Below are 18,355 nucleotides of genomic sequence, written 5' to 3'. Positions count from 1 at the left end.
CTCAGTCTCCCTGCCTGAGCGCACTGACGCGGCGGAGAACTGCGAGATAGCGTTCTACGGCGGCATCGAAGCCGAACTCCGCTGCGCGTGCGACGGATCGCTCACGCTGCGCAGGTGCTGATAATGCCGCTGCGATCGCAGCGGCCAGCGCCGCGTCGTCTCCTACCGGAACCAGATGCCCGAATGCGCCGTCGGCGAGAATTTCGCGCGGACCGCTCGGGCAGTCCGTGCTCACGACCGTGCAGCCGCAGGCAAGCGCCTCGAGCAGCACGTTGCTTAGTCCCTCCCAGGCCGATGCCAATACGAAGACCGACACCCGCGCCATCCACGCGAAGGGATTCTCGACAAAACCGGGCAGGTAGGCATCGGCTTCGACACCCAGATTTTTAATGAGCCGCTCGAGGCGCGCACGCTCTTCGCCTTCGCCCAGGATCACCAGGCGCACCTCGCGATGCGCACGCACGCGCGCGAAGGCCCGCACGAGCGTAGGATAGTCCTTCTGCCGTTTGAGCTTGCCGACCGCGAGCACGACGGGAGGCGCGCCAACGGCCAGCCATGGGTGCTCGACCGTCTCACGCGACTGGCGAGTCACTCGCTCGAGATCGAGCGGATTATAGATGGAGAATACGCGTTTCCCGGGAATGCCGGTCACCGTTATGAGGTCATCGGCCACGCCCCGTGAGATGGCGATGACTGCCTGCGCCCCGCCATAGGCACGCGCGATCAGCCAGCGCAGCAGTTTCGCGACGAGCGCGCCCCACTTTACGGTCGCCTTCGTGAGGTTAAGATTGGCGGTGATCACGGTGGGCGTGTGGGTGCGCGACAGCGTACGCCCCCACAGCGCCGCCAGGTTAGCGGGAATCGACGTAGCGAGCAGGACGTCAGGACGTGTCGTCGCAAGATATCGGGCCAGGGCAAACAAACTACTTATCACCCACAGTCCCTTGATGCGCCGGATTACCGGCAAGCGGGAGGCACAGGGTTCGAGCGCGAGCAATCGTATGCCGGGTGCGACCGCAGTACGGAACGGGCCTTCAGCATGCACGACGATGAGGTCGACCGCGCAGCCGCGTTCCACGAAGCCCCGCGCAAGCAGCAAGCTGCGCCGTTGCGCGCCACCGCCAGCCAGGCCGGATAAAAATACCGCGACGTGCAGAGATTCACCTGTGCCCATGACCATGAGTCCCCCTTATCTCCCCGGTGCTGGCGCGTTGAACGTATGTGGCGAAGCAGCGCATGGGCTTGAAGCTATCGCTGGGCGATTCCTGGAAATCAAATCCCATAGTGTCTCCGGTACCAGGCCACGAAACGGGGTAACCCTTGATCAATCGTTGTCGTTGCACGCCAGCCGAAATCGCGCTGCAGTGGCGTAGTGTCGACGTAAGTAGTCAGCACATCGCCCGGTTGCATCGGCAACAGATTCATTCTTGGGGCGCGGCCCAGCGTCTGGGCCAGTACTTCGATAAAGCGCAGAAGGGGCTCGGGCTGGTGGTTGCCGATGTTGTAGAGCGCATGGGGAACACCCTCCACCGCCGCTGCAGGGCGATCCAGCACGGCCAGCATGCCGGCCACAGCATCATCGATGTAAGTAAAATCGCGCTGCAACTGACCGTGGTTGTAAACATCAATCGGCTCACCCGCCAGGATCGCACGCGTGAGTTTGAAGGCTGCCATGTCGGGCCGTCCCCACGGGCCATACACCGTAAAAAAACGCAAACCCGTCGCCGCCACGCCAAACTGACGTGCGTAAACCAGCGCCATCAATTCGTTGGCGCGCTTAGAAGCCGCATACAGGCTCACAGGCGCGTCCACACGGTCTTCGACCGAGAACGGCGTCTTACTGTTGGCCCCATACACGCTGGAGCTCGAAGCATACACCAAATGCGTGAACGCCCCTTCGCGCTGCAGATAGCGTGCCCCTTCCAGCACGTTGAGAAAACCGCTCAAGTTAGCATCGATGTAAGCGTGCGGATGTGTCATCGAACAGCGCACGCCTACTTGCGCCGCCAGATGAACGATGCGTGCGGGGCGCAGCCGTGCGAGCAACGCAGGGAATGCCTCTCGATCGGTAATGTCCACACGCTCAAACGCAAAGCCTGGATGGCCCTGTAACTGCGCGAGCCGCGCTTGTTTAAGCGCGGGATCGTAGTAATCGTTGAGGTTGTCCAGCCCCACGACCTGCTCGCCGCGCCCCAGCAGCGCCTGAGCCAGGTGCATGCCAATAAAACCTGCGGCGCCGGTGACGATGACGGGGGCGGACATGATGCCGTGACTAGGGACGGCGTCCCCGCCCCATACCGAAATATTGCAACCCGCTCGCACGCACGAAAGCGGGATTGTAAAGGTTGCGACCGTCAAACAGGGCTTTGCTTTTCAGCGTGGCGGCAAGCCATTCAAAGTCGGGACTGCGGAATTCCAGCCATTCCGTGATGACAGCAAGCACGTCGGCGCCATGACAGGCTTCGCGCGCTGAAGCGGTGAATGCTATGTCCTGAGTGGTCTTGAATATCCGGCGGGCGTTGTCGGTAGCGGCTGGATCGTAGGCGCGCACGCGCGCGCCAGATCGGGTGAGTCGATCGATCAGCGCGAGGCTGGGGGCTTCGCGCATGTCGTCCGTATTGGCTTTGAAAGCCAAGCCCCACAGCGCAATGGTTTTCCCTTGCACATCGCCACCAAAAAATGTTTTGATTTTTTCAAACAGCATGCCGCGCTGCCGTTCGTTGACTTTAATCGCTGCGCGCAGCAAGAGAGCAGGCTCTGCGATGTCATCAGCGATGCGCGCCAGCGCGCGCAGATCTTTGGGAAAGCACGAACCGCCAAAACCCACGCCGGCGTACAGAAAGTGCGGGCCAATGCGTGGATCGGCGCCTATACCATAGCGCACTTCTTCGATATCCACCCCCAGCCGGTCGGCCATATTGGCCATCTCGTTCATGAATGAAATGCGCAGAGCCAGCATGGCGTTAGCCGCGTATTTGGTGAACTCGGCCGAACGCACGTCCATCACCAGCAGCCGGTCGCGGTTACGGTTGAAAGGGGTGTAGAGCGCACTCAGCGTTTCAGCGGATGTTGCATCCTTGACGCCCACCACGATACGGTCGGGGCGCATGAAATCGTCGACGGCAGCGCCTTCTTTAAGGAATTCAGGATTTGAGGCGGTACTCACCTTGGCGTTTGAACCACGCAACTCGAGTTCCTTTTGCAAGGCGGCCAGCACCTGGTCATTGGTACCCACGGGCACGGTAGACTTGACGACCACCAGCGTGTCTCGCTCGATTTTTTGACCCAGGGTGCGCGCACAGGACAGTACACCCGACAAATCAGCCGATCCGTCTTCACTGGAGGGTGTACCCACGGCGATGAAGATGAGCGACGCATGGGCCGCTGCCTCGTCATAGCTCATTGAAAATTGCAGGCGCCCCGCAGTGCTATTGCGCGCGACGATGGCGTCAAGCCCCGGTTCGCGTAGGAAAATTTCACCGCGCCGGAGACACTCGATTTTTTTGGAATCGACATCGATACACAACACGTCGTTTCCCACATCGGCGAAACAAGCGCCAGTAACCAGTCCGACATAACCTGCACCTATGACGGTAACTCTCATGCATTTTCCTTTTTAAGGATTCAATTCCGGCGCCTTCTGAATTGGGCGGGAATTCAATTATCAGCAAATTGGCATGGCAACCGACTTCAATAATATACCCAACCAAGTGAAATATTCGTAAAGCTGGCTATATTGTCCAAAACGCTTTTAAATGATTCACCCAGCCTGCTATTTCACAAACATGACCGTCGCCACTTCATGCCCGCGCACAGCCATTTTGATCTCTCCTTTTTGCCCTGTTTTGAGTGGGCTGATTGTTTGCTCAGCCAGATTCACGCGTTCAGCTTTTTTGAATTCGCGCCATGGCGTGATGGTAACTTCAATATCTTCGTCGCAAAGGTTATATCCGCGCACGAGCCAGCCGCGGCCGTCATCCGTCTCTTTTACCGCGCTGATCAGAAAAGAGGGATGGTCTATGTCGACAAAGGAACCTGCGGAAGAAAGCGGCCCGCTGTGGACATCTGTTGAGACCGCGCGTAATGGGGTATCAAAACTCCATGCCTGCTGAAAATGGTTCTGATGCAAAATGATTGAATAATGGAAATCCCATTCACCCAGCATTTGTGCCTTGGGGGTTTCAAGGAAGGGACCAGCGTGTCCAATGCGTGTGGAAAAATCATCGCGTGACAGCCAGCCGACGCAGCGCAGCAGGGTAATAGCGATTTCATGGCGTGATGTCACTTCCACTTCGGGCAGGCCGCGGTTGGCGATGACCATATCAGCGACAGAGGTAAATGCGCGTTGATGTGTTTCGGGGCGCGGCTCTTCCACCCACGTTGAATCATGAACAGGAATGCCTATTTTTCGTTTGACGATCTCAAAGTGACCATCATATTGGGCAAATTTAATATTTTCTGCGTTTTCTGCGCAGGCAGGAAAATGAACCCGCAAGCGGTGATCCTTGGCACGGTTATCCAGCCTCGTATGGATATCCACACGTGGAACGCCAGTGGTAAGCGTGAGGGTCGTCGCAATGGGAAGCTCCACCCTCTCGCTTGAGCGGGATTGCCTGTCTGCGCTTAGACCTGAGGGAATGTTCAGCACAAGAGAGACCGTCATGGTCTGTTGAAGAGAACCACGTACGATGCTGACATCGCGCAAGACAGGCAGATTCTGTATACCGTCTACCACGGGCGGAGAGAAATTGTATTCGTCGCCGCAGTCGCCGCCATCTACAAAACGGTTCAAACCGCGATACATTTTTCCTGCTGCCTTGTCAGTAACAGTAAATGTCCGGTCGCTCAATTCCAACTCAACGGAAAAGAGGGCGTTTTCGATCACGTAGGGCAGGCGGCATTTTGGCTTGGAATAGCGCGCTATGCGTTTCTGCACGAAAGGTAAAGAAACCAGCGGCGCAAGCAGACGCATGACAAGCGGAACCTTGATTTCAGCGGGAATACTCTCCTTTGCGCGAAGGTAGAAAGTCTTCCATCCCAAAGCAGGGACAGCGTTCGCGATAAAGGTGACATTTGCAGATCCGGCGGCACGCGCATGGATGTGGAAGGTCTCGATGCTGGAATCATGAATGTATTCCTGAAGCGCCTGCACGCTGCTATTCCAGACCTCTGCTTTAGGGAGCGCGCTTTCGGCACAGATGGCTTCGATACGCACGGTTGCACCGTCGCGCTCAAGGTGGATATCCTGTATGGCCAGATTACCGACGCGTCCTTCGTGCACCATTCCAAGCAGGCTGCCGAACTTCTCATGCGGCACACGAACATTGATCAAATCAGTAGTGTTTGCGCTGGCTGATTGGTGTGGCACGATATTCCCCGCTTCGTCAACAATCTCGAAATCAGAGATGCTTGCTGGCAGGATAATGCTTACACTTACGACGTCGGTACGGGAAAAAGAGAGCGGATTAAAGACCACGATGGAGGGTAGATCAGGGTTAACGGATGATGACCTATGGTCGGTTTTGATTACAGATGCCAGCGCTTCGAGACTCTGTTGTGTGATCTCTTCACCGATCTGTTCCACCTGATCGAAGCGCGCTTTCATCTCTTCGTGCACCTGGTCAATGGAACAGCCGCAAATCGAATCGTGAGGATGACACGCCATCAGCAATTGCCATGCTTGACGGACAATGGGCGCGGGTTTGCTAACCATGGTCATGAGTGAAGCGAACAAACTCAATGGCTCGGCCCATTTCTCCAGTAAATGCTCACAGGCGTGATTGCGTTGCTTGATCCACATCCGCGTGGACAACACGCCAGGCAATAGCGGGGAACGTTTGGAAGAGCGTAATTCGCCGATGATGACGGGGATTTCTGATTTCCGATCTGCGATTTCAGTCTGAATTTCTTTGAAATAAGCAGGCAAAGTTGAATGCATCACGCCGTATTCTTCGAGATGTGCATTCGCAGTTTGAATGGCTTGGGCTGTTTCTCCCTGTGGTTCCATGTGATCCGTGCCATACATAACCAGCAAATGCGAGGTAACGGAGTGCGGCGCAAGCGAATCTGCGGCCTGTTTGATTTGCTCAGTAAACTGCATGGGATGATCCGCGTTAAGGCTTGCGCCATTGCTGTAAGAGTCGCGAAGGTACATCATCAGCACACGCGAACCATCCGGAGATTGCCACCAGAACTCGGCAGGCTGATCATCCAGTCCGCGCCACAGGCAGGCGTTATTTATCCCGAATCCGCACAGGATTTGCGGCATTTGCCCGATGTGGCCGAAGGAATCCGGCATGTAACCGATCATCATTTTCTGGCCAAACTTGCGCGCTTCGCGGTCGCCTGCCAGCAGGTTGCGAATATGCGCTTCGGGGCTCACGAGAAACATATCGGGCAGGATATGCCAGGGGCCGATCAAAACACGACCCTTGCGGATATGCTCCTTCAGGGTATCTTCCGCTTCGGGTCGCATGAGCAGGTAATCGTCAAGCGCGATCGTCTGCCCATCGAGCATGAAGTATTTGTAATTGCCATCTTTGGCAAGGATATCGAGCAAGCCGTCCACGAGGTGAACCAGTCTGAGGCGGAACTGCTGAAAGGTGCGATACCATTCGCGGTCCCAGTGGGTATGGCAGATGACATGAATCGTTTTCATTGCAATCTTACCTTTTGTTTGACCAAACTTTGAGCTTGTCCCATGATGACGGGAGAAAGGGGGATCGGCAAGCGATTCTGCAGCGACTTCGCGGAACGCATTAATCAAGTATGACCCTATATGAAATTAAAGTGCGCTTTAGCTCACATATAGGCTAATATTTTTATAGGATAATAATCTCAAAGAAACGTCATCGCAGGGAGAAGAAAATGAAGGACAGAAGACATCCGGATAAAATCATTGCGTTTGTGATGGCGGGAGGCGAAGGTAAACGTTTGAACCCACTCTCGGCGGACCGTTGCAAACCTGCTGTCCCGTTTGGTGCGCGCTATCGGATTGTGGATTTCGTTTTAAGCAACCTGATCAATTCAGGAATAAATTCTGTTTACCTTTTAGTCCAGTACAAATCACAAGAACTCATTGAACACATCCGCAAGGCCTGGGTGATTTCTCCCTTGCTTCCGAGCCAGTTTGTCACGGTGGTGCCACCGGAAATGCACACGGAAACCCTGCAATTTAAAGGTACCGCGGACGCTGTTTATCAGAGCCTCAGGCTCATCGAACTCCATCAACCCGATATTGTCGCCGTGTTTGGCGCTGATCACATCTATCGGATGGATATCAACCAGATGGTATGGTTCCATAAAGAACATCACGCTGATGTCACTATCGCGGCCTTACCGGTACCCTTGGAGCAGGCCTCGAGCTTCGGCATTATTGGCACGGAAACGGATGGAAAAGTAAACGCGTTTCAAGAAAAACCCCAGCTGCCCAAACCTATGCCCTCTGATCCCGGCCGGGCCTATGCCTCCATGGGAAATTATTTATTCAATACCGGAGTGTTGGTAGAAGCATTACGCGAAGCCCACCGCCTTGGCGAGACCGATTTCGGCAACCATGTGTTACCGCGTTTGATGACCAGCCGGCGTTTATATGCGTATGACTTTTCCAGTAATGAAATACCCGGTATCAAGCCTCACGAGGAAGTGGGTTACTGGCGTGATGTCGGGACTATTGACGCTTATTTTGACGCGCATAAGGATGTAATGGGAGAACATCCCCGTTTCGATGCATTTAATCCGCAATGGCCCATCTTTTCCAGTAATTATCAAGGACCGGTGGCAAGGATTCTGGGCGGTGAGATTGAAAATAGCTTGTTTGGGGCAGCCTGCATCGTCCACAAAAACACGCGCATCCGTAATTGTATCGTACGCCGCGAAGCCGTGGTGGAAGAGGGTGCGGAACTGGAGGATTGCATCATCATGGACTATGTCCGGATAGGACGCCATGCCCGGCTGCGGCGTGTCATCGTCGACCGTCATAACACCATCGAAGCCAACACACAACTTGGCTATGATCGTGAAGCGGATCGCCAGAAGTACGTTGTCACATCCGGCGGAACCGTGGTGGTGCCCATGGGCAAGATCAGCTTTTTTGCACGTGATTCACGTGGCCGGGGGCCGGGTTATGCTGAATGATATTCTAAATTCAACCGGCAAAATAGGACGATATTTCACACGAGCCTATCAGTAAAAAATTTTAGTCAGAATCAAAAAAGGGAATAAGGGTTGATCCTGTGGGATTCCTATTGCTTCTCTTAGTGCGTAATTCTATTGCCGTAGAGTGCCAAAATAAACGAAGCGCATTGCACTGGTATTTTTCATTCGGCGCAATAACGATTGTGCCCGGGTGAATACGAAATTCACCCCTACGGCCTGTTTTTCTTGAAATCTTCCGGATCGATGTTCATCACCCGACAGAGCGCGAGCTGTTCTTCCGTTAACGCTTCGTTATTGTTTCCTTCCGGGGGTTTCCCGCCGGTCTGGGTTTGGGTCAGGGCGGTGATCGGCTGGACTGAAGCCAGGTACTGCTTGAGCGATTCCAGGTTTTCGCATCCCAGCTTGCACGCTCGATCTTTTCCGCGCGCAGGCTGGCAACCTCAATCTGCAAGGCTTTCATGGTGGCGACTGGCACAAATTTGGCTGGATCGGGGTGACTGGCTGCCGCTTTGAGGGAGGCAATTTCACTGTTGAGGCTTTGCACCCGCGCGACCAGATTAAAATCAGCCTTGGTGGCAATCGCAGGATTGCTGCCTTTCAACTGGTCGATGGCTTTCTGCAGCTCGGTGACCACTTCATCGACCGTCACCGGCATGTTGAGCAGCCAGCGCAATTGCTCAAGCAATTCGTTCATAGATAATTTCTCCATGTTAAGAAGTTGATATTGGGAAGCGGCAACGGCATCCATGCCATCGAGCGCCGGGTTGTTGGTCAGCGCGGCATGCCGCAGCCGCAAAACCTTCCCGGTCTTCTTGTGATAAGCAAAAACAGGGGAGATGTATTTGTACTCGCCGCCTTCGATCATTTGGGTGGCGCGTTCCGTCCATTCCATATCGATGGCATAGAGGCCGGATTCACGCCACGCCAGCCTGCCGAACCATCCCGCAGCCGGAGCGGATTGGCCGTTTTGGGCGGCAAGCAGGGTTTGGTGTTCATAGTCCACCACGGTACGGTTTGAGCGTGCTTCAAACTCAGCGATGATTTGCGTTGCCAGGGCGGCGTCGATAAACCAATGCGGCACATCATGTGGACGGCCGTGGTCGCGCGGAATTGCTCGGCAGGGAATAGCTGGATTTCATTCGCGGCGGTGACCGATATAGCGCACGCAGCGATGCCGTGAGTGGGATTAAATGATTGAGAGTATTTTCGATTCATGCCGCCATGGTACCGGCAGCATCGGGAGGGATTAAGGAGGTAGTGTTTCCTCCTTAGAACAGAGAGTTAACTGGAATCAGATTAGCACCTGATCGATAAGTCAGTCAAACGAGATCGATAAGTCAGTCAAACGAGAAGCATAAAGAGATGGGGCAGCTAGTGCTGCCATAATCTTCTCCAGAACTGTAGCTGCATATCGTTCCATTTGGGGTGATATACAGTTAGCAAACCTAATAAACTTTACAGTCTTGTTGTCGTTAATATCAAAAGTATGGAAGATATACGGAAACTATATAATTACTTGTTAGGCATAAAAAAATAATCAACTGGAGGGGTTATGGCGAACAATATAGATGAATTAAGAGATGCTCTGTCGAAAGTGGACATTGAGGAGCAAAGAGTGCTCCTAAAAAGATTCATAGAGTCCACCACCGAAGAAAGTGTTTTAGAAGGAATACGCATAGCCAATGAGTCAATTTCTCTTATTCACCAAGAATTTCTTGTCTCTAGTCACGTCAGGGAGTGACGAATATGCCAGCAAGAGCTGAAATACAACAAGAAATAGAATCCACCAGAAACTCCGCTCAAGACACTATCAGAAGGAGGTTCCTTCATGATTTGGCGGAATACACCGGTCGAGACACAATAATTTATATGTCGGGGTTCACGTCTATAAAATCTTCGATGCTTCCTCCTACACTGCAATCAATAACCGTTGAGGATATCCAAGGGTTTATGGCAGCGCTCAACGGATTGAAAAGAAAAGAGCTTGATCTCATCATTCATAGTCCCGGTGGTTCCTTGGAAGCTGCCGATCAAATAGTGCAATATTTGAGATCTAAATATGACCACATCCGGGCAATTATTCCACAGAATGCGATGTCAGCAGCCACAATGATTTCTTGTGCATGTGACGAAATTGTAATGGGCAAGCAAAGCGCAATTGGTCCTATTGATCCACAGATTACATTACCTGGGCCTCATGGCCAATTCACAGCACCAGCACAGTCTATTCTTGATGATTTTGAAAAAGCCAAGTCATCTATATTAGAAGATCCAAGAACGGCACCTCTTTGGATAACTCGTATAAACAGCCTGCCACCTGGAATACTAAATATATGCAATAACACAATAGCCAATTCAAAAACAAAAGTCGCTGAGTGGCTGGACAAATACATGTTCAAAGGCACAGCTGAGAAGAAAGGGAAAGAAATAGCAGAGTGGCTGGGTAGCGCAAGTGAACATAAAACACATGGCCGACCAATCGGTATTACTTTGGCTGATAGCAAGGGTCTTATAGTTAAAGCTCTAGAAGACGATCAAGATTTACAGGACAAAGTACTTTCGGTTTTCCATGCTTCTGCGGTCACATTAGATGTAACCCCAGTAGTTAAGTTTATCGAAAATCATATAGACAAAGGCTGGTTCTTAGACGTTGAAATTCAGCAACAACAAGCGGCAATGCCTAACAAACCCATTCAGCCGACGCGCTGGCCGCGCGCCTGATGGGTAGCGTTGTGCATAAGGAAAGGGCATCGTGACCTTCAACAAAAAAGCAATTTTTGGTGTGATTCTGGCCTTGCTCGTTGGTGGTCTAGGGAATGGCGTGTGGGAGTATGTGCTTAAACCTGTGTTCACTTGGAGCCTGGCTGGAATATTGAACATTGCCACCTTGGGGGTTCACGCATTCAAAGACGACCTTTATCGCGAGATTGCAAAAGGCTTCCACGAAGAGTCAAGCCTTTCTCTGGCAAATGCACTTTACTATTGGGTTGGATATGGAGTGGTCTTCGGTCTCTTCCTTCTTACGCGAAAAACAAAGGACATGGCATCTCGCATCGTAACTGCGAATCAAGACCTAGATAATCTTGAAGCAATCGTCGAAGGTCGTGCGGCTCCAAGTGAGCCCAAGGCAGATTTACAGGTGCGCATTTCTAATCTGCGCACAAGTACTTCAGAATTGGTACCTAAAGTCCAATTGATGCAAAAGGCAGTATATCTCCTATTTGCACTCGGCATTGCCTTCTTCGCATGGATGATCATTGGAAATGCTAAAGACCGATACATCAACTCTGCGATCGTTCATTACGAACAATCCATATCCATCGTCACGCCCATGGCTACCGACAAAGAACTAGCGGCATTTAAGTCTCGTTTTGCGCGGGTCGCGTCGAAAGGTGATTACGAGGCACTGATCTCTGACATTGCGCACGTCGGCGATCGTGATGATCTCAAAGTCCCTGATTTCAAAGCGTGGTGACCACATGCCCAACAAGGCGCTCAACCTGGACGCCCGAAAGCCAGCTTTGCTGGCTTTCGGGCGTCGGTTAGCTTTACGTTACATGGTTACAAATTCGAACTTGCAAAGGGTTCAATATAAAAATGAGAAAAAATACGGAATTATTTATTGGTTTAAGAAGATCAAATGGACAGATTGGTTACTTATCAGAGGGGCTAAAAATTCCTGAGTTCTTTGAACTCATATTGGAGCATGATAATCGAAACCCTGCTCTAGTGGATTTCGCTCCTGTCATTGAGAAATTGCACAATCTACATTGCAAGCAAAATGATGAGAAAACAAGAAACAAGTACAACTCCATCTATAATTATTGGCAAGATGCCAAGACGTACACAAAGGAATCCATCAAGCTGTCGAGAAGCGAACAGCTTTCTTGTGCGTCAAATGAATTGATTAACGAGCTCCAGATTAGACTTCGAGAGAAAAAGAAATGCTTCTATGCCTCTCAAAATGATCAGAAGTTAATCATTGATGGATTGAAAGAAGACTGCGACATGTACATTGATGTATTGCTATGTTTTATACATTCAAAAGCCTCTCTTGAAATTGAATCATTCAGACGTGACAACGTGCTTCGCGCCTATAGTGACTTTTTAGAAGAACTGCTATTCGAATTATTCTCCGAGGTTATTCAGTCGGGGCGAGACGGAGAATCATTCTTCAAGTATCTTGCATTTGAGTCGAATGGAGATCTTCAAACCTATTTGGAACTGATTCATCCAGGAAAGTCAGAAGATCAGTTTTTACTAAGCGTTATAAAAAACTCCAAGCGTAATCGGCACTGGGATGAAAGATTTAGCTATTATAACCAGGTGGTTATAGACTACGAGATTTTCAATCAGCATCATATTGAAATGGCAAGGATTTTAAGGGACTTGCTGTACAAAATTCGCTCCATTAGCAAGCTGTTGTCCTCGCTTAAAGAGAAAAATGTAGAGTGGGCGCCCAACGAAAGCACAGAGCACCTGTTCGCTTTGCTCGAGTAATAATCAATAATGCTGTGCACCCTGGTCAAATAGTCCTTGATGATGGACGGGATATTGCTCTAATTCCAACTCCCGATAGAAATGAAAATAATAATATCAATAATATGATTATATTACAGAGTGTTATGCTGCTTCATAATTACTGTTTCTATCTGTAATTGGAATAAGGCTATTCCATGTACTCAATTTCATTGCTGATGAGATGATTACTAAGCCTAAAGAGCTCGAATTGCTCTACGCCAACGCCGTGCCAGATGAAACGGATGAAAGAGAACAATGGGGTCAGATACCGTCTTGAATTGCAAGTGCTGAATGATATCGACGCTCAAAGATTCCTTTGATTCTTGATTTGCTTATACATTAATCGTTAATAAGCGTTAGTTAATGCCCGTAGCAAGATACGGGCCGCCATCTTGAATGGCGGCTTTGATTTCTCATTCGGCGCAATAATGATTGCGCCCTATCACTTGCTTTTTATGAAGCTGTTCGAACGACAGACTAGCGAACGCCGTGATCTCTTGTTTGAACATAGCGGCTGCTGAGAACACCCGCAAGAAGCGCCAGAGCAAACTTCCCTACCGCATCGAAATAGTGAAGATACCGCTTACTTGGTATTTTGATGGGTTCTCCAAGTTGGAACGAAAGGCCCGGAGCCTCAACACTCGCACGTTCATCTGCGATACCTCCTCGATGCAGAAGGCAGTTGCGTATGTAGTTAAGTTCAGCAAGTGAGTTACTGATCTCAGGAGATAGAGTGAATGAAATACAAAGAGTTGACATCAGGTGGCGATAGCCATCCGCAGCGGAACGATCTCTGCGCGTATGAGCTTCTAGACGCTTATACACACGGCGCGCATCTGTCACGGTAAGTGGCGATACCAATGACTGCGGCAATTTGACGCCGGCATCGGCAACCAATCGGAGGGCTGATGTATCTTTAGTGAGGATGAGAACAGCTGTGTCCTCCACCGCCACTTCAACAGCTACCCATATTCCAATGATTCCATGTCTGTTGATTGAGTCAAAATCTTCCTCTATTAACTCGCTTGCCCACCGGCCAAGACCGTTCCGCTGCTCAGAAATCAGCCTGTCAATCACCTCTACTTCTTTGTTAGCTGACTTAAGACGCTGACGTGCGATGTCAAGCAGCGGATCTAGGTGTGCAAGCGCGGCTATGGCACGTTGTAGCAACGACGCTACCCTGGTTTCCTCAGCGATTAAACTAATGCACTGCGTTGCAGGACCAATTATCCAATTGAGCGCATCTGAATTGGGGATAGTTGATTCACCCTTTTTCTCGATGCACATAATAGTACCTGACCAGATTTAGCTTGTTGTCGAGCTCAAAACACAGCGGCTGGGCGGTCGCGATAGAGAGCTTCATCACTTGCCTTTGCGAGAGGTTGGCGAGTTGCATCATCAGGGCGCGTAATAGATTCTTGTGCGAAACAATCAGTACCCGTTTCCCTTGCTGAATCTCCGGTAAAATCGTTTGTTGCCAGAGGGGCAACACGCGCTGCACGGTTTGTTCTATGCTTTCTGCCAGGGGCAGCAGCGATTTATCGATCCCTGCATAGCGTGCCTGATTGCCGGGAAAACGCGCATCACTCAGCTCAAGGGAAGGCGGCGCGGCGGCAAAGCAAACCTGTGTGCCCAGTACCGGCCAGATGCCAAATTGCCTGACCGCCTGCCAGCGGCGCAACCCCTCCAACGCACCATAATGACGCTCGTTCAGTCGCCAGTCTTGTCGAATGGGTATTCCCTCCAGCCCCATTGTCGCCAGCACAATCTTGAGGGTATCCGTCGCACGCTGCAGCTCCGAAGTAAAACAGATATCAAAGGTATAACCCGCTTCCTTCAGCAAACGGCCTGTTCGTTCCGCTTCCTGTTCACCTTTTGGGCTCAGCGTCACATCACTCCAACCGGTAAAATGCTTATCCTTATTCCAGACACTCTGCCCATGGCGTAAGAGGATAAGTCGTGTTATCGCCTGTTGCTCACTCATGGAGGATGTTCCTTGATCGTTTCTAACGGGTTGATGCGGCCGCTTCTTTCCAGATGCGTGTCAAGGCATCCCACAGTCCCTTGCGCACCGTTTGCAGATACAGGGTATTGTCGTTCAGCCCGCGCACAAGGCGTTGCTGCGCCTTGCCCAGGTTGTGATAAGGCAGACTCATGAAGAGATGATGCGTGGCGTGATAACGCAATCCCACCGGCGCCCACAGGCCCGTGATGAAATTTCCCGGGATATTGACTGAATCCAAGTACTGCTCAGCCAGTCCCAGGGTACGATCGCCCGGATTGCGATAAGCATGCGCCGCCAAGGTGCGCAATGAATTCAGGATGAAAATCAACACCGCAATGACATACCACAGCGCCAACGCCTGGTAAGGCAGAACGCCGAGGGCAACACTGGTAACAACCATCAGTGCAAACATAAACGTGGCGAATTCCTGTAAGCGCCAGTTGTGATCATTACGTACAGCGTTGGCTGCTCGTTTGTAATTGGGGTTAATCGTCAGAGAAGAGGCCCGCTCCCAGACCAGCTTACGCAATGGCGGAATCAAATAGGATAGCGGTGTCAGCAGCAGGAAACGGGCGACCAGCAGCAGCGGCAGCATGAATGACAGCAGCACATAACGCACCATCTCGCCAGGCCGTTGCGTTGCGAACGGCAGATATTCACCATCCTTGCTGGTGCCATACACATCGCGTTTGTGATGATCGTTATGGACACCATCATAAGTAAACGATGGAATCATCAGGGGAATACCGCAGATTAGATTCCACGCCAGACGAAATACTGTGAACGTTCCCTTCTTGAGATGAGCCAGTTCATGGACAAAGATTGCCGACCGATAAAAAGCCAATACGGCGACACTACATGCGAGAAGCTGCCAAATGGAGAAAAATGAGCTATGTAGCGCGATTACGAACGCAGTCCAACTCAGCGTAATATGAAACAGAAAATCCAGCCAATATATCCATGGATTCGGCGTCATCAGATCGCGCACGAGCGCATGGGCTTCGTGCAATGGAAAATCAGCAGGCAAATTGCTATCAGACATCTTATCTTGTTTATTCCCAGCAGGCCTTAATGTATTCAATGATCAGTTGGTTGGTCGCGCTATCAGTGTCATTGATTTGCCCGAAGTTAGGAACACCGGGCCAGCCGGCATCCACAAATGTTTGACCACTGAACTGCTTTGGATGGGCATAACGCGGAACTACGTGGAAATGCACATCTGGATCAACCATCATCAGCATCAGGTAGTTCAGCTTGTCGTAATTAAACGCTTTTTTCAGCGCAGACTCGATCTGCCCGGTCATCTGGTGCAACGCCACAAAACTCGCCGGGCTCAATTCAGAAAACGCCTGCACTGGTTCATGGGCGACAAGCACTAATGCGCCCAAGGTAAGTTGCGCAGGACGCAGCAGGACGCTCCAATGCGGACACTGGTGAATGATGGTAGCCGGGGCGCCAAATTTCTGCATGGTGCCATTAAAAACGGTTATCGCCATAAGCTAGATTGCGGTAGATGATACATTATCAGATACAGCGTTCTCCGCCTGGTTCGCTTTCTTCGATACCCCGCCCTGCAACGCAAACAACGTTTCACTTCTGCGCAAATCATCAATGAAATCAATTTCGCACCATTTGAATCCCTGCACGGAGCAAGCATTCACCAATCGTTGCTGAGCTAGCATATCAATGATGGTGAGATACCAGGATTTAAGCTTGGCCGGATCCCGCAAGGCACGTTCAACTGCATCCTGGAAAAGCTGGGCGCCCCGTCCATGAAAATGGATCAACCCGATGGATTCAGCATTCGTATGCTCTGCTGTCAGGACTTTACTGACATGCTTTACCCATCCATCAGCATCCAGCTGCACTTTCATGTCATCTTCATCGTATGCTTCCTTGAAGTCTACACAAAGCGTAATAGGCGCCCTCTCAGCTTCCAGCACACGCGACAATAAGCCAGCGTCAAAAAGGGTATCGCCATTCAGCAACAGAAAATTATCGGTCATCTCATCACGCGCAATCCAGCAACTGGCTAGATTATCCGCCACCTCAAAAAAAGGATTGAACCGTGTTTTGACTTGAGGATAATCGGCATAACGCTCCGCCAGTAATGCTTCCACCTTTCCAACCTGGAAACCAACAACCACCGTCACGTCCTCAATTCCCGCCTGCAACAAAGCATCGATCTGCCATGCGATCACGGGCTTGCCAAAAACGGGTAACAAGCACTTGGGGGTATTTTCAGTCAGGGGAAGTAATCGCCGACCCTGCCCCGCACTCAAAACAATGGCTTTAACAGGACCTAAGCTTTTATTGTCAGTCATAGCATCATTTGCCGCATTGTTTACCTTCTGATGATTTTTGCTGCGTAAAAATATTAATATCGGGAAGTTATTCTACTTGAAAACATCGGATTTTCCTTAATTTGATAGCAGTCTCGACCACTCAACGCAACAGCATTTTTCACAGGAATGAATCAAATCATCATCCCGTTCAAACGCTTCAGCTCTTCGGCGATTTTGCCAACGGCCTTCAGAAAATCATCGACTTGAGTCATGGTATTGCCATCGCCCAGGCTTACTCTTACCGCGCAACGCGCAAGCATGGGCTCAACCCCCATCGCTTCCAGCACGTGGCTCTGTCCCGGAGTCACACTGGAACAGGCCGCCCCGCTGGCTACCGCAAAACCCGCTTTGTCCAGGCGCACAACCAAAGTATCACCTTCGATCTCCGGCAGCGCAAAATAGCAGGTATTTGGTAAGCGCGACGCACCCAATCCGAAAATCGTCGCACCCATTTCTATTAACCCGCGTTCGAGGTAGTCACGCAATCCAGTCAAGCGTACGGACAGATCGTGCATGCGTGACCCGGCCAACTCACAGGCAACACCGAAACCAACGATCGCCGGCACATTCTCAGTACCCGAACGCAAGCCGTTTTCATGCCCTCCGCCATAAATAAGTGGCTTAAGTAGCAATCGCTTGTCGATGATCAATGCGGCTGCGCCCTTGGGCCCATAAATTTTATGAGCGGAAATAGTCATCGCATGCACTTTCAGTTCGGTGAAATCAACTGGAATTTTGCCGAACGCCTGAACTGCGTCGGTATGCATCCAGGCGCCTTGTGATCGGGCCATGTCCGCGATGGCAGCCACCTCCTGAATCACGCCGGTTTCATTGTTTGCCAGCATCACCGATACCATCGCTGGCTGGTCAGCCAAGGCGCTTGCTGCATCATCCAATCTCACCTGACCTAATTCATTCACTGCCAACTGGCGCAATTGCCATCGTTCGCTCGTTCTTCGCGCCAACTCCTGTGCTGGCCGCCTGATACAGGGATGCTCGATCGCGCTGACGGCCACGCGTGAAGGCTTCAAATAATCTGCCACCCCGCGGATGAAAAGATTGTTTGCCTCCGATCCGCCGCTCGTAAAGATGATCTGTGACGGCTGCACCCCAACAGCCTGCGCGACTTGCTCGCGTGCCTGATTGATCGCACGGCGCGCGACCATTCCATACGCATGACGGCTGGACGCATTGCCATAAGCCAGCCGGAAATACGGCAGCATGGCTTCCAATACGGTTTCATCGACTGCGGTGGTCGCATTATGATCAAAATAAGTTTGCGTCATTGATTTTCACTTTTTCCCAGAATGTTAGGCACTTTCATTCA

14 protein-coding genes and 1 pseudogene are annotated in these 18,355 nt (G+C 51.3%); 4 read left to right on the top strand and 11 right to left on the bottom strand.

Annotation, left to right across the window (positions count from 1 at the left end; genetic code table 11):
- Nucleotide 1: 1 nt before the first annotated feature.
- The 4 genes from BLP80_RS03100 to BLP80_RS03085 all read right to left on the bottom strand — a co-directional run bounded on the left by BLP80_RS03100 (nucleotide 2) and on the right by BLP80_RS03085 (nucleotide 6,766).
- Nucleotides 2–1,180 (bottom strand): glycosyltransferase, encoded by a 1,179-nt coding sequence (locus tag BLP80_RS03100; RefSeq protein WP_218120356.1) that lies wholly within the window; start codon nucleotides 1,178–1,180, stop codon nucleotides 2–4.
- 92 nt (nucleotides 1,181–1,272) lie between these two features.
- Entirely contained in the window at nucleotides 1,273–2,262 is a 990-nt protein-coding gene (locus BLP80_RS03095; protein ID WP_090540039.1) for an NAD-dependent epimerase/dehydratase family protein, read from the bottom strand.
- Between the two features lie 10 nt (nucleotides 2,263–2,272).
- Entirely contained in the window at nucleotides 2,273–3,604 is a 1,332-nt protein-coding gene (locus tag BLP80_RS03090; protein ID WP_090540037.1) for a UDP-glucose dehydrogenase family protein, read from the bottom strand.
- A gap of 168 nt (nucleotides 3,605–3,772) precedes the next feature.
- Nucleotides 3,773–6,766 carry an alpha-mannosidase gene (locus BLP80_RS03085; RefSeq protein ID WP_090540035.1) on the bottom strand — a complete coding sequence of 998 codons (2,994 nt, stop codon included), beginning with the start codon at nucleotides 6,764–6,766 and terminating at the stop codon, nucleotides 3,773–3,775.
- Nucleotides 6,767–6,867: 101 nt separating this feature from the next.
- Here BLP80_RS03085 and BLP80_RS03080 point away from each other — a divergent pair, with 101 nt between their 5' ends.
- On the top strand, nucleotides 6,868–8,136 hold the full coding sequence (locus BLP80_RS03080) for a glucose-1-phosphate adenylyltransferase (RefSeq protein WP_090540033.1): 1,269 nt from the start codon (nucleotides 6,868–6,870) through the stop codon (nucleotides 8,134–8,136).
- Between the two features lie 230 nt (nucleotides 8,137–8,366).
- On the opposite strand, the pseudogene BLP80_RS03070 reads toward BLP80_RS03080, so the two are convergent.
- A pseudogene (locus BLP80_RS03070) lies at nucleotides 8,367–9,238 on the bottom strand (phage protease).
- A gap of 665 nt (nucleotides 9,239–9,903) precedes the next feature.
- Here BLP80_RS03070 and BLP80_RS03060 point away from each other — a divergent pair.
- The 3 genes from BLP80_RS03060 (at nucleotide 9,904) to BLP80_RS03050 (ending at nucleotide 12,657) form a co-directional block, all read left to right on the top strand.
- Entirely contained in the window at nucleotides 9,904–10,878 is a 975-nt protein-coding gene (locus BLP80_RS03060) for an SDH family Clp fold serine proteinase (RefSeq protein WP_090540028.1), read from the top strand.
- A 31-nt stretch (nucleotides 10,879–10,909) separates the two neighbouring features.
- Nucleotides 10,910–11,632 (top strand): hypothetical protein, encoded by a 723-nt coding sequence (locus tag BLP80_RS03055; protein ID WP_090540026.1) that lies wholly within the window; start codon nucleotides 10,910–10,912, stop codon nucleotides 11,630–11,632.
- A gap of 122 nt (nucleotides 11,633–11,754) precedes the next feature.
- A complete protein-coding gene (locus BLP80_RS03050) occupies nucleotides 11,755–12,657 on the top strand; it encodes a hypothetical protein (protein ID WP_090540024.1) in 903 nt (300 codons plus the stop codon).
- Nucleotides 12,658–13,155: 498 nt separating this feature from the next.
- On the opposite strand, the gene BLP80_RS03045 is transcribed toward BLP80_RS03050, so the two are convergent.
- The 6 genes from BLP80_RS03045 to BLP80_RS03020 form a co-directional block, all read right to left on the bottom strand.
- A complete protein-coding gene (locus tag BLP80_RS03045; protein ID WP_090540022.1) occupies nucleotides 13,156–13,965 on the bottom strand; it encodes a hypothetical protein in 810 nt (269 codons plus the stop codon).
- Complete coding sequence (locus BLP80_RS03040) at nucleotides 13,943–14,662, bottom strand: 2,3-bisphosphoglycerate-dependent phosphoglycerate mutase (RefSeq protein WP_090540020.1); 720 nt, start codon at nucleotides 14,660–14,662, stop codon at nucleotides 13,943–13,945. The genes BLP80_RS03045 and BLP80_RS03040 overlap by 23 nt, the downstream gene beginning before the upstream one ends.
- Before the next feature lie 22 nt (nucleotides 14,663–14,684).
- Complete coding sequence (locus BLP80_RS03035; RefSeq protein ID WP_090540018.1) at nucleotides 14,685–15,725, bottom strand: fatty acid desaturase family protein; 1,041 nt, start codon at nucleotides 15,723–15,725, stop codon at nucleotides 14,685–14,687.
- A 10-nt stretch (nucleotides 15,726–15,735) separates the two neighbouring features.
- Entirely contained in the window at nucleotides 15,736–16,179 is a 444-nt protein-coding gene (locus BLP80_RS03030; protein ID WP_090540017.1) for an HIT family protein, read from the bottom strand.
- A gap of 3 nt (nucleotides 16,180–16,182) precedes the next feature.
- Nucleotides 16,183–17,007: a phosphocholine cytidylyltransferase family protein gene (locus BLP80_RS03025; RefSeq protein WP_090540015.1), complete on the bottom strand. Its 825-nt coding sequence runs from the start codon at nucleotides 17,005–17,007 to the stop codon at nucleotides 16,183–16,185.
- A 152-nt stretch (nucleotides 17,008–17,159) separates the two neighbouring features.
- Complete coding sequence (locus tag BLP80_RS03020; RefSeq protein ID WP_090540013.1) at nucleotides 17,160–18,314, bottom strand: cysteine desulfurase family protein; 1,155 nt, start codon at nucleotides 18,312–18,314, stop codon at nucleotides 17,160–17,162.
- Nucleotides 18,315–18,355: the final 41 nt, after the last annotated feature.

Origin of the sequence: Nitrosomonas sp. Nm132 (assembly GCF_900100485.1) — a bacterium.
Lineage (GTDB): Bacteria > Pseudomonadota > Gammaproteobacteria > Burkholderiales > Nitrosomonadaceae > Nitrosomonas.
Note: the sequence above shows the minus strand (reverse complement) of the source record. Positions and strands in the feature narration are given on the sequence as shown.

What these genes read in the sequence shown, in the direction of transcription:
- BLP80_RS03100 (WP_218120356.1), bottom strand. Translation starts at nt 1,180, where the DNA reads ATGGTCATGGGCACAGGTGAATCTCTGCACGTCGCGGTATTTTTATCC.
- BLP80_RS03095 (WP_090540039.1), bottom strand. Translation starts at nt 2,262, where the DNA reads ATGTCCGCCCCCGTCATCGTCACCGGCGCCGCAGGTTTTATTGGCATG.
- BLP80_RS03090 (WP_090540037.1), bottom strand. Translation starts at nt 3,604, where the DNA reads ATGAGAGTTACCGTCATAGGTGCAGGTTATGTCGGACTGGTTACTGGC.
- BLP80_RS03080 (WP_090540033.1), top strand. Translation starts at nt 6,868, where the DNA reads ATGAAGGACAGAAGACATCCGGATAAAATCATTGCGTTTGTGATGGCG.
- BLP80_RS03060 (WP_090540028.1), top strand. Translation starts at nt 9,904, where the DNA reads ATGCCAGCAAGAGCTGAAATACAACAAGAAATAGAATCCACCAGAAAC.
- BLP80_RS03050 (WP_090540024.1), top strand. Translation starts at nt 11,755, where the DNA reads ATGAGAAAAAATACGGAATTATTTATTGGTTTAAGAAGATCAAATGGA.
- BLP80_RS03045 (WP_090540022.1), bottom strand. Translation starts at nt 13,965, where the DNA reads ATGTGCATCGAGAAAAAGGGTGAATCAACTATCCCCAATTCAGATGCG.
- BLP80_RS03040 (WP_090540020.1), bottom strand. Translation starts at nt 14,662, where the DNA reads ATGAGTGAGCAACAGGCGATAACACGACTTATCCTCTTACGCCATGGG.
- BLP80_RS03035 (WP_090540018.1), bottom strand. Translation starts at nt 15,725, where the DNA reads ATGTCTGATAGCAATTTGCCTGCTGATTTTCCATTGCACGAAGCCCAT.
- BLP80_RS03030 (WP_090540017.1), bottom strand. Translation starts at nt 16,179, where the DNA reads ATGGCGATAACCGTTTTTAATGGCACCATGCAGAAATTTGGCGCCCCG.
- BLP80_RS03025 (WP_090540015.1), bottom strand. Translation starts at nt 17,007, where the DNA reads ATGACTGACAATAAAAGCTTAGGTCCTGTTAAAGCCATTGTTTTGAGT.
- BLP80_RS03020 (WP_090540013.1), bottom strand. Translation starts at nt 18,314, where the DNA reads ATGACGCAAACTTATTTTGATCATAATGCGACCACCGCAGTCGATGAA.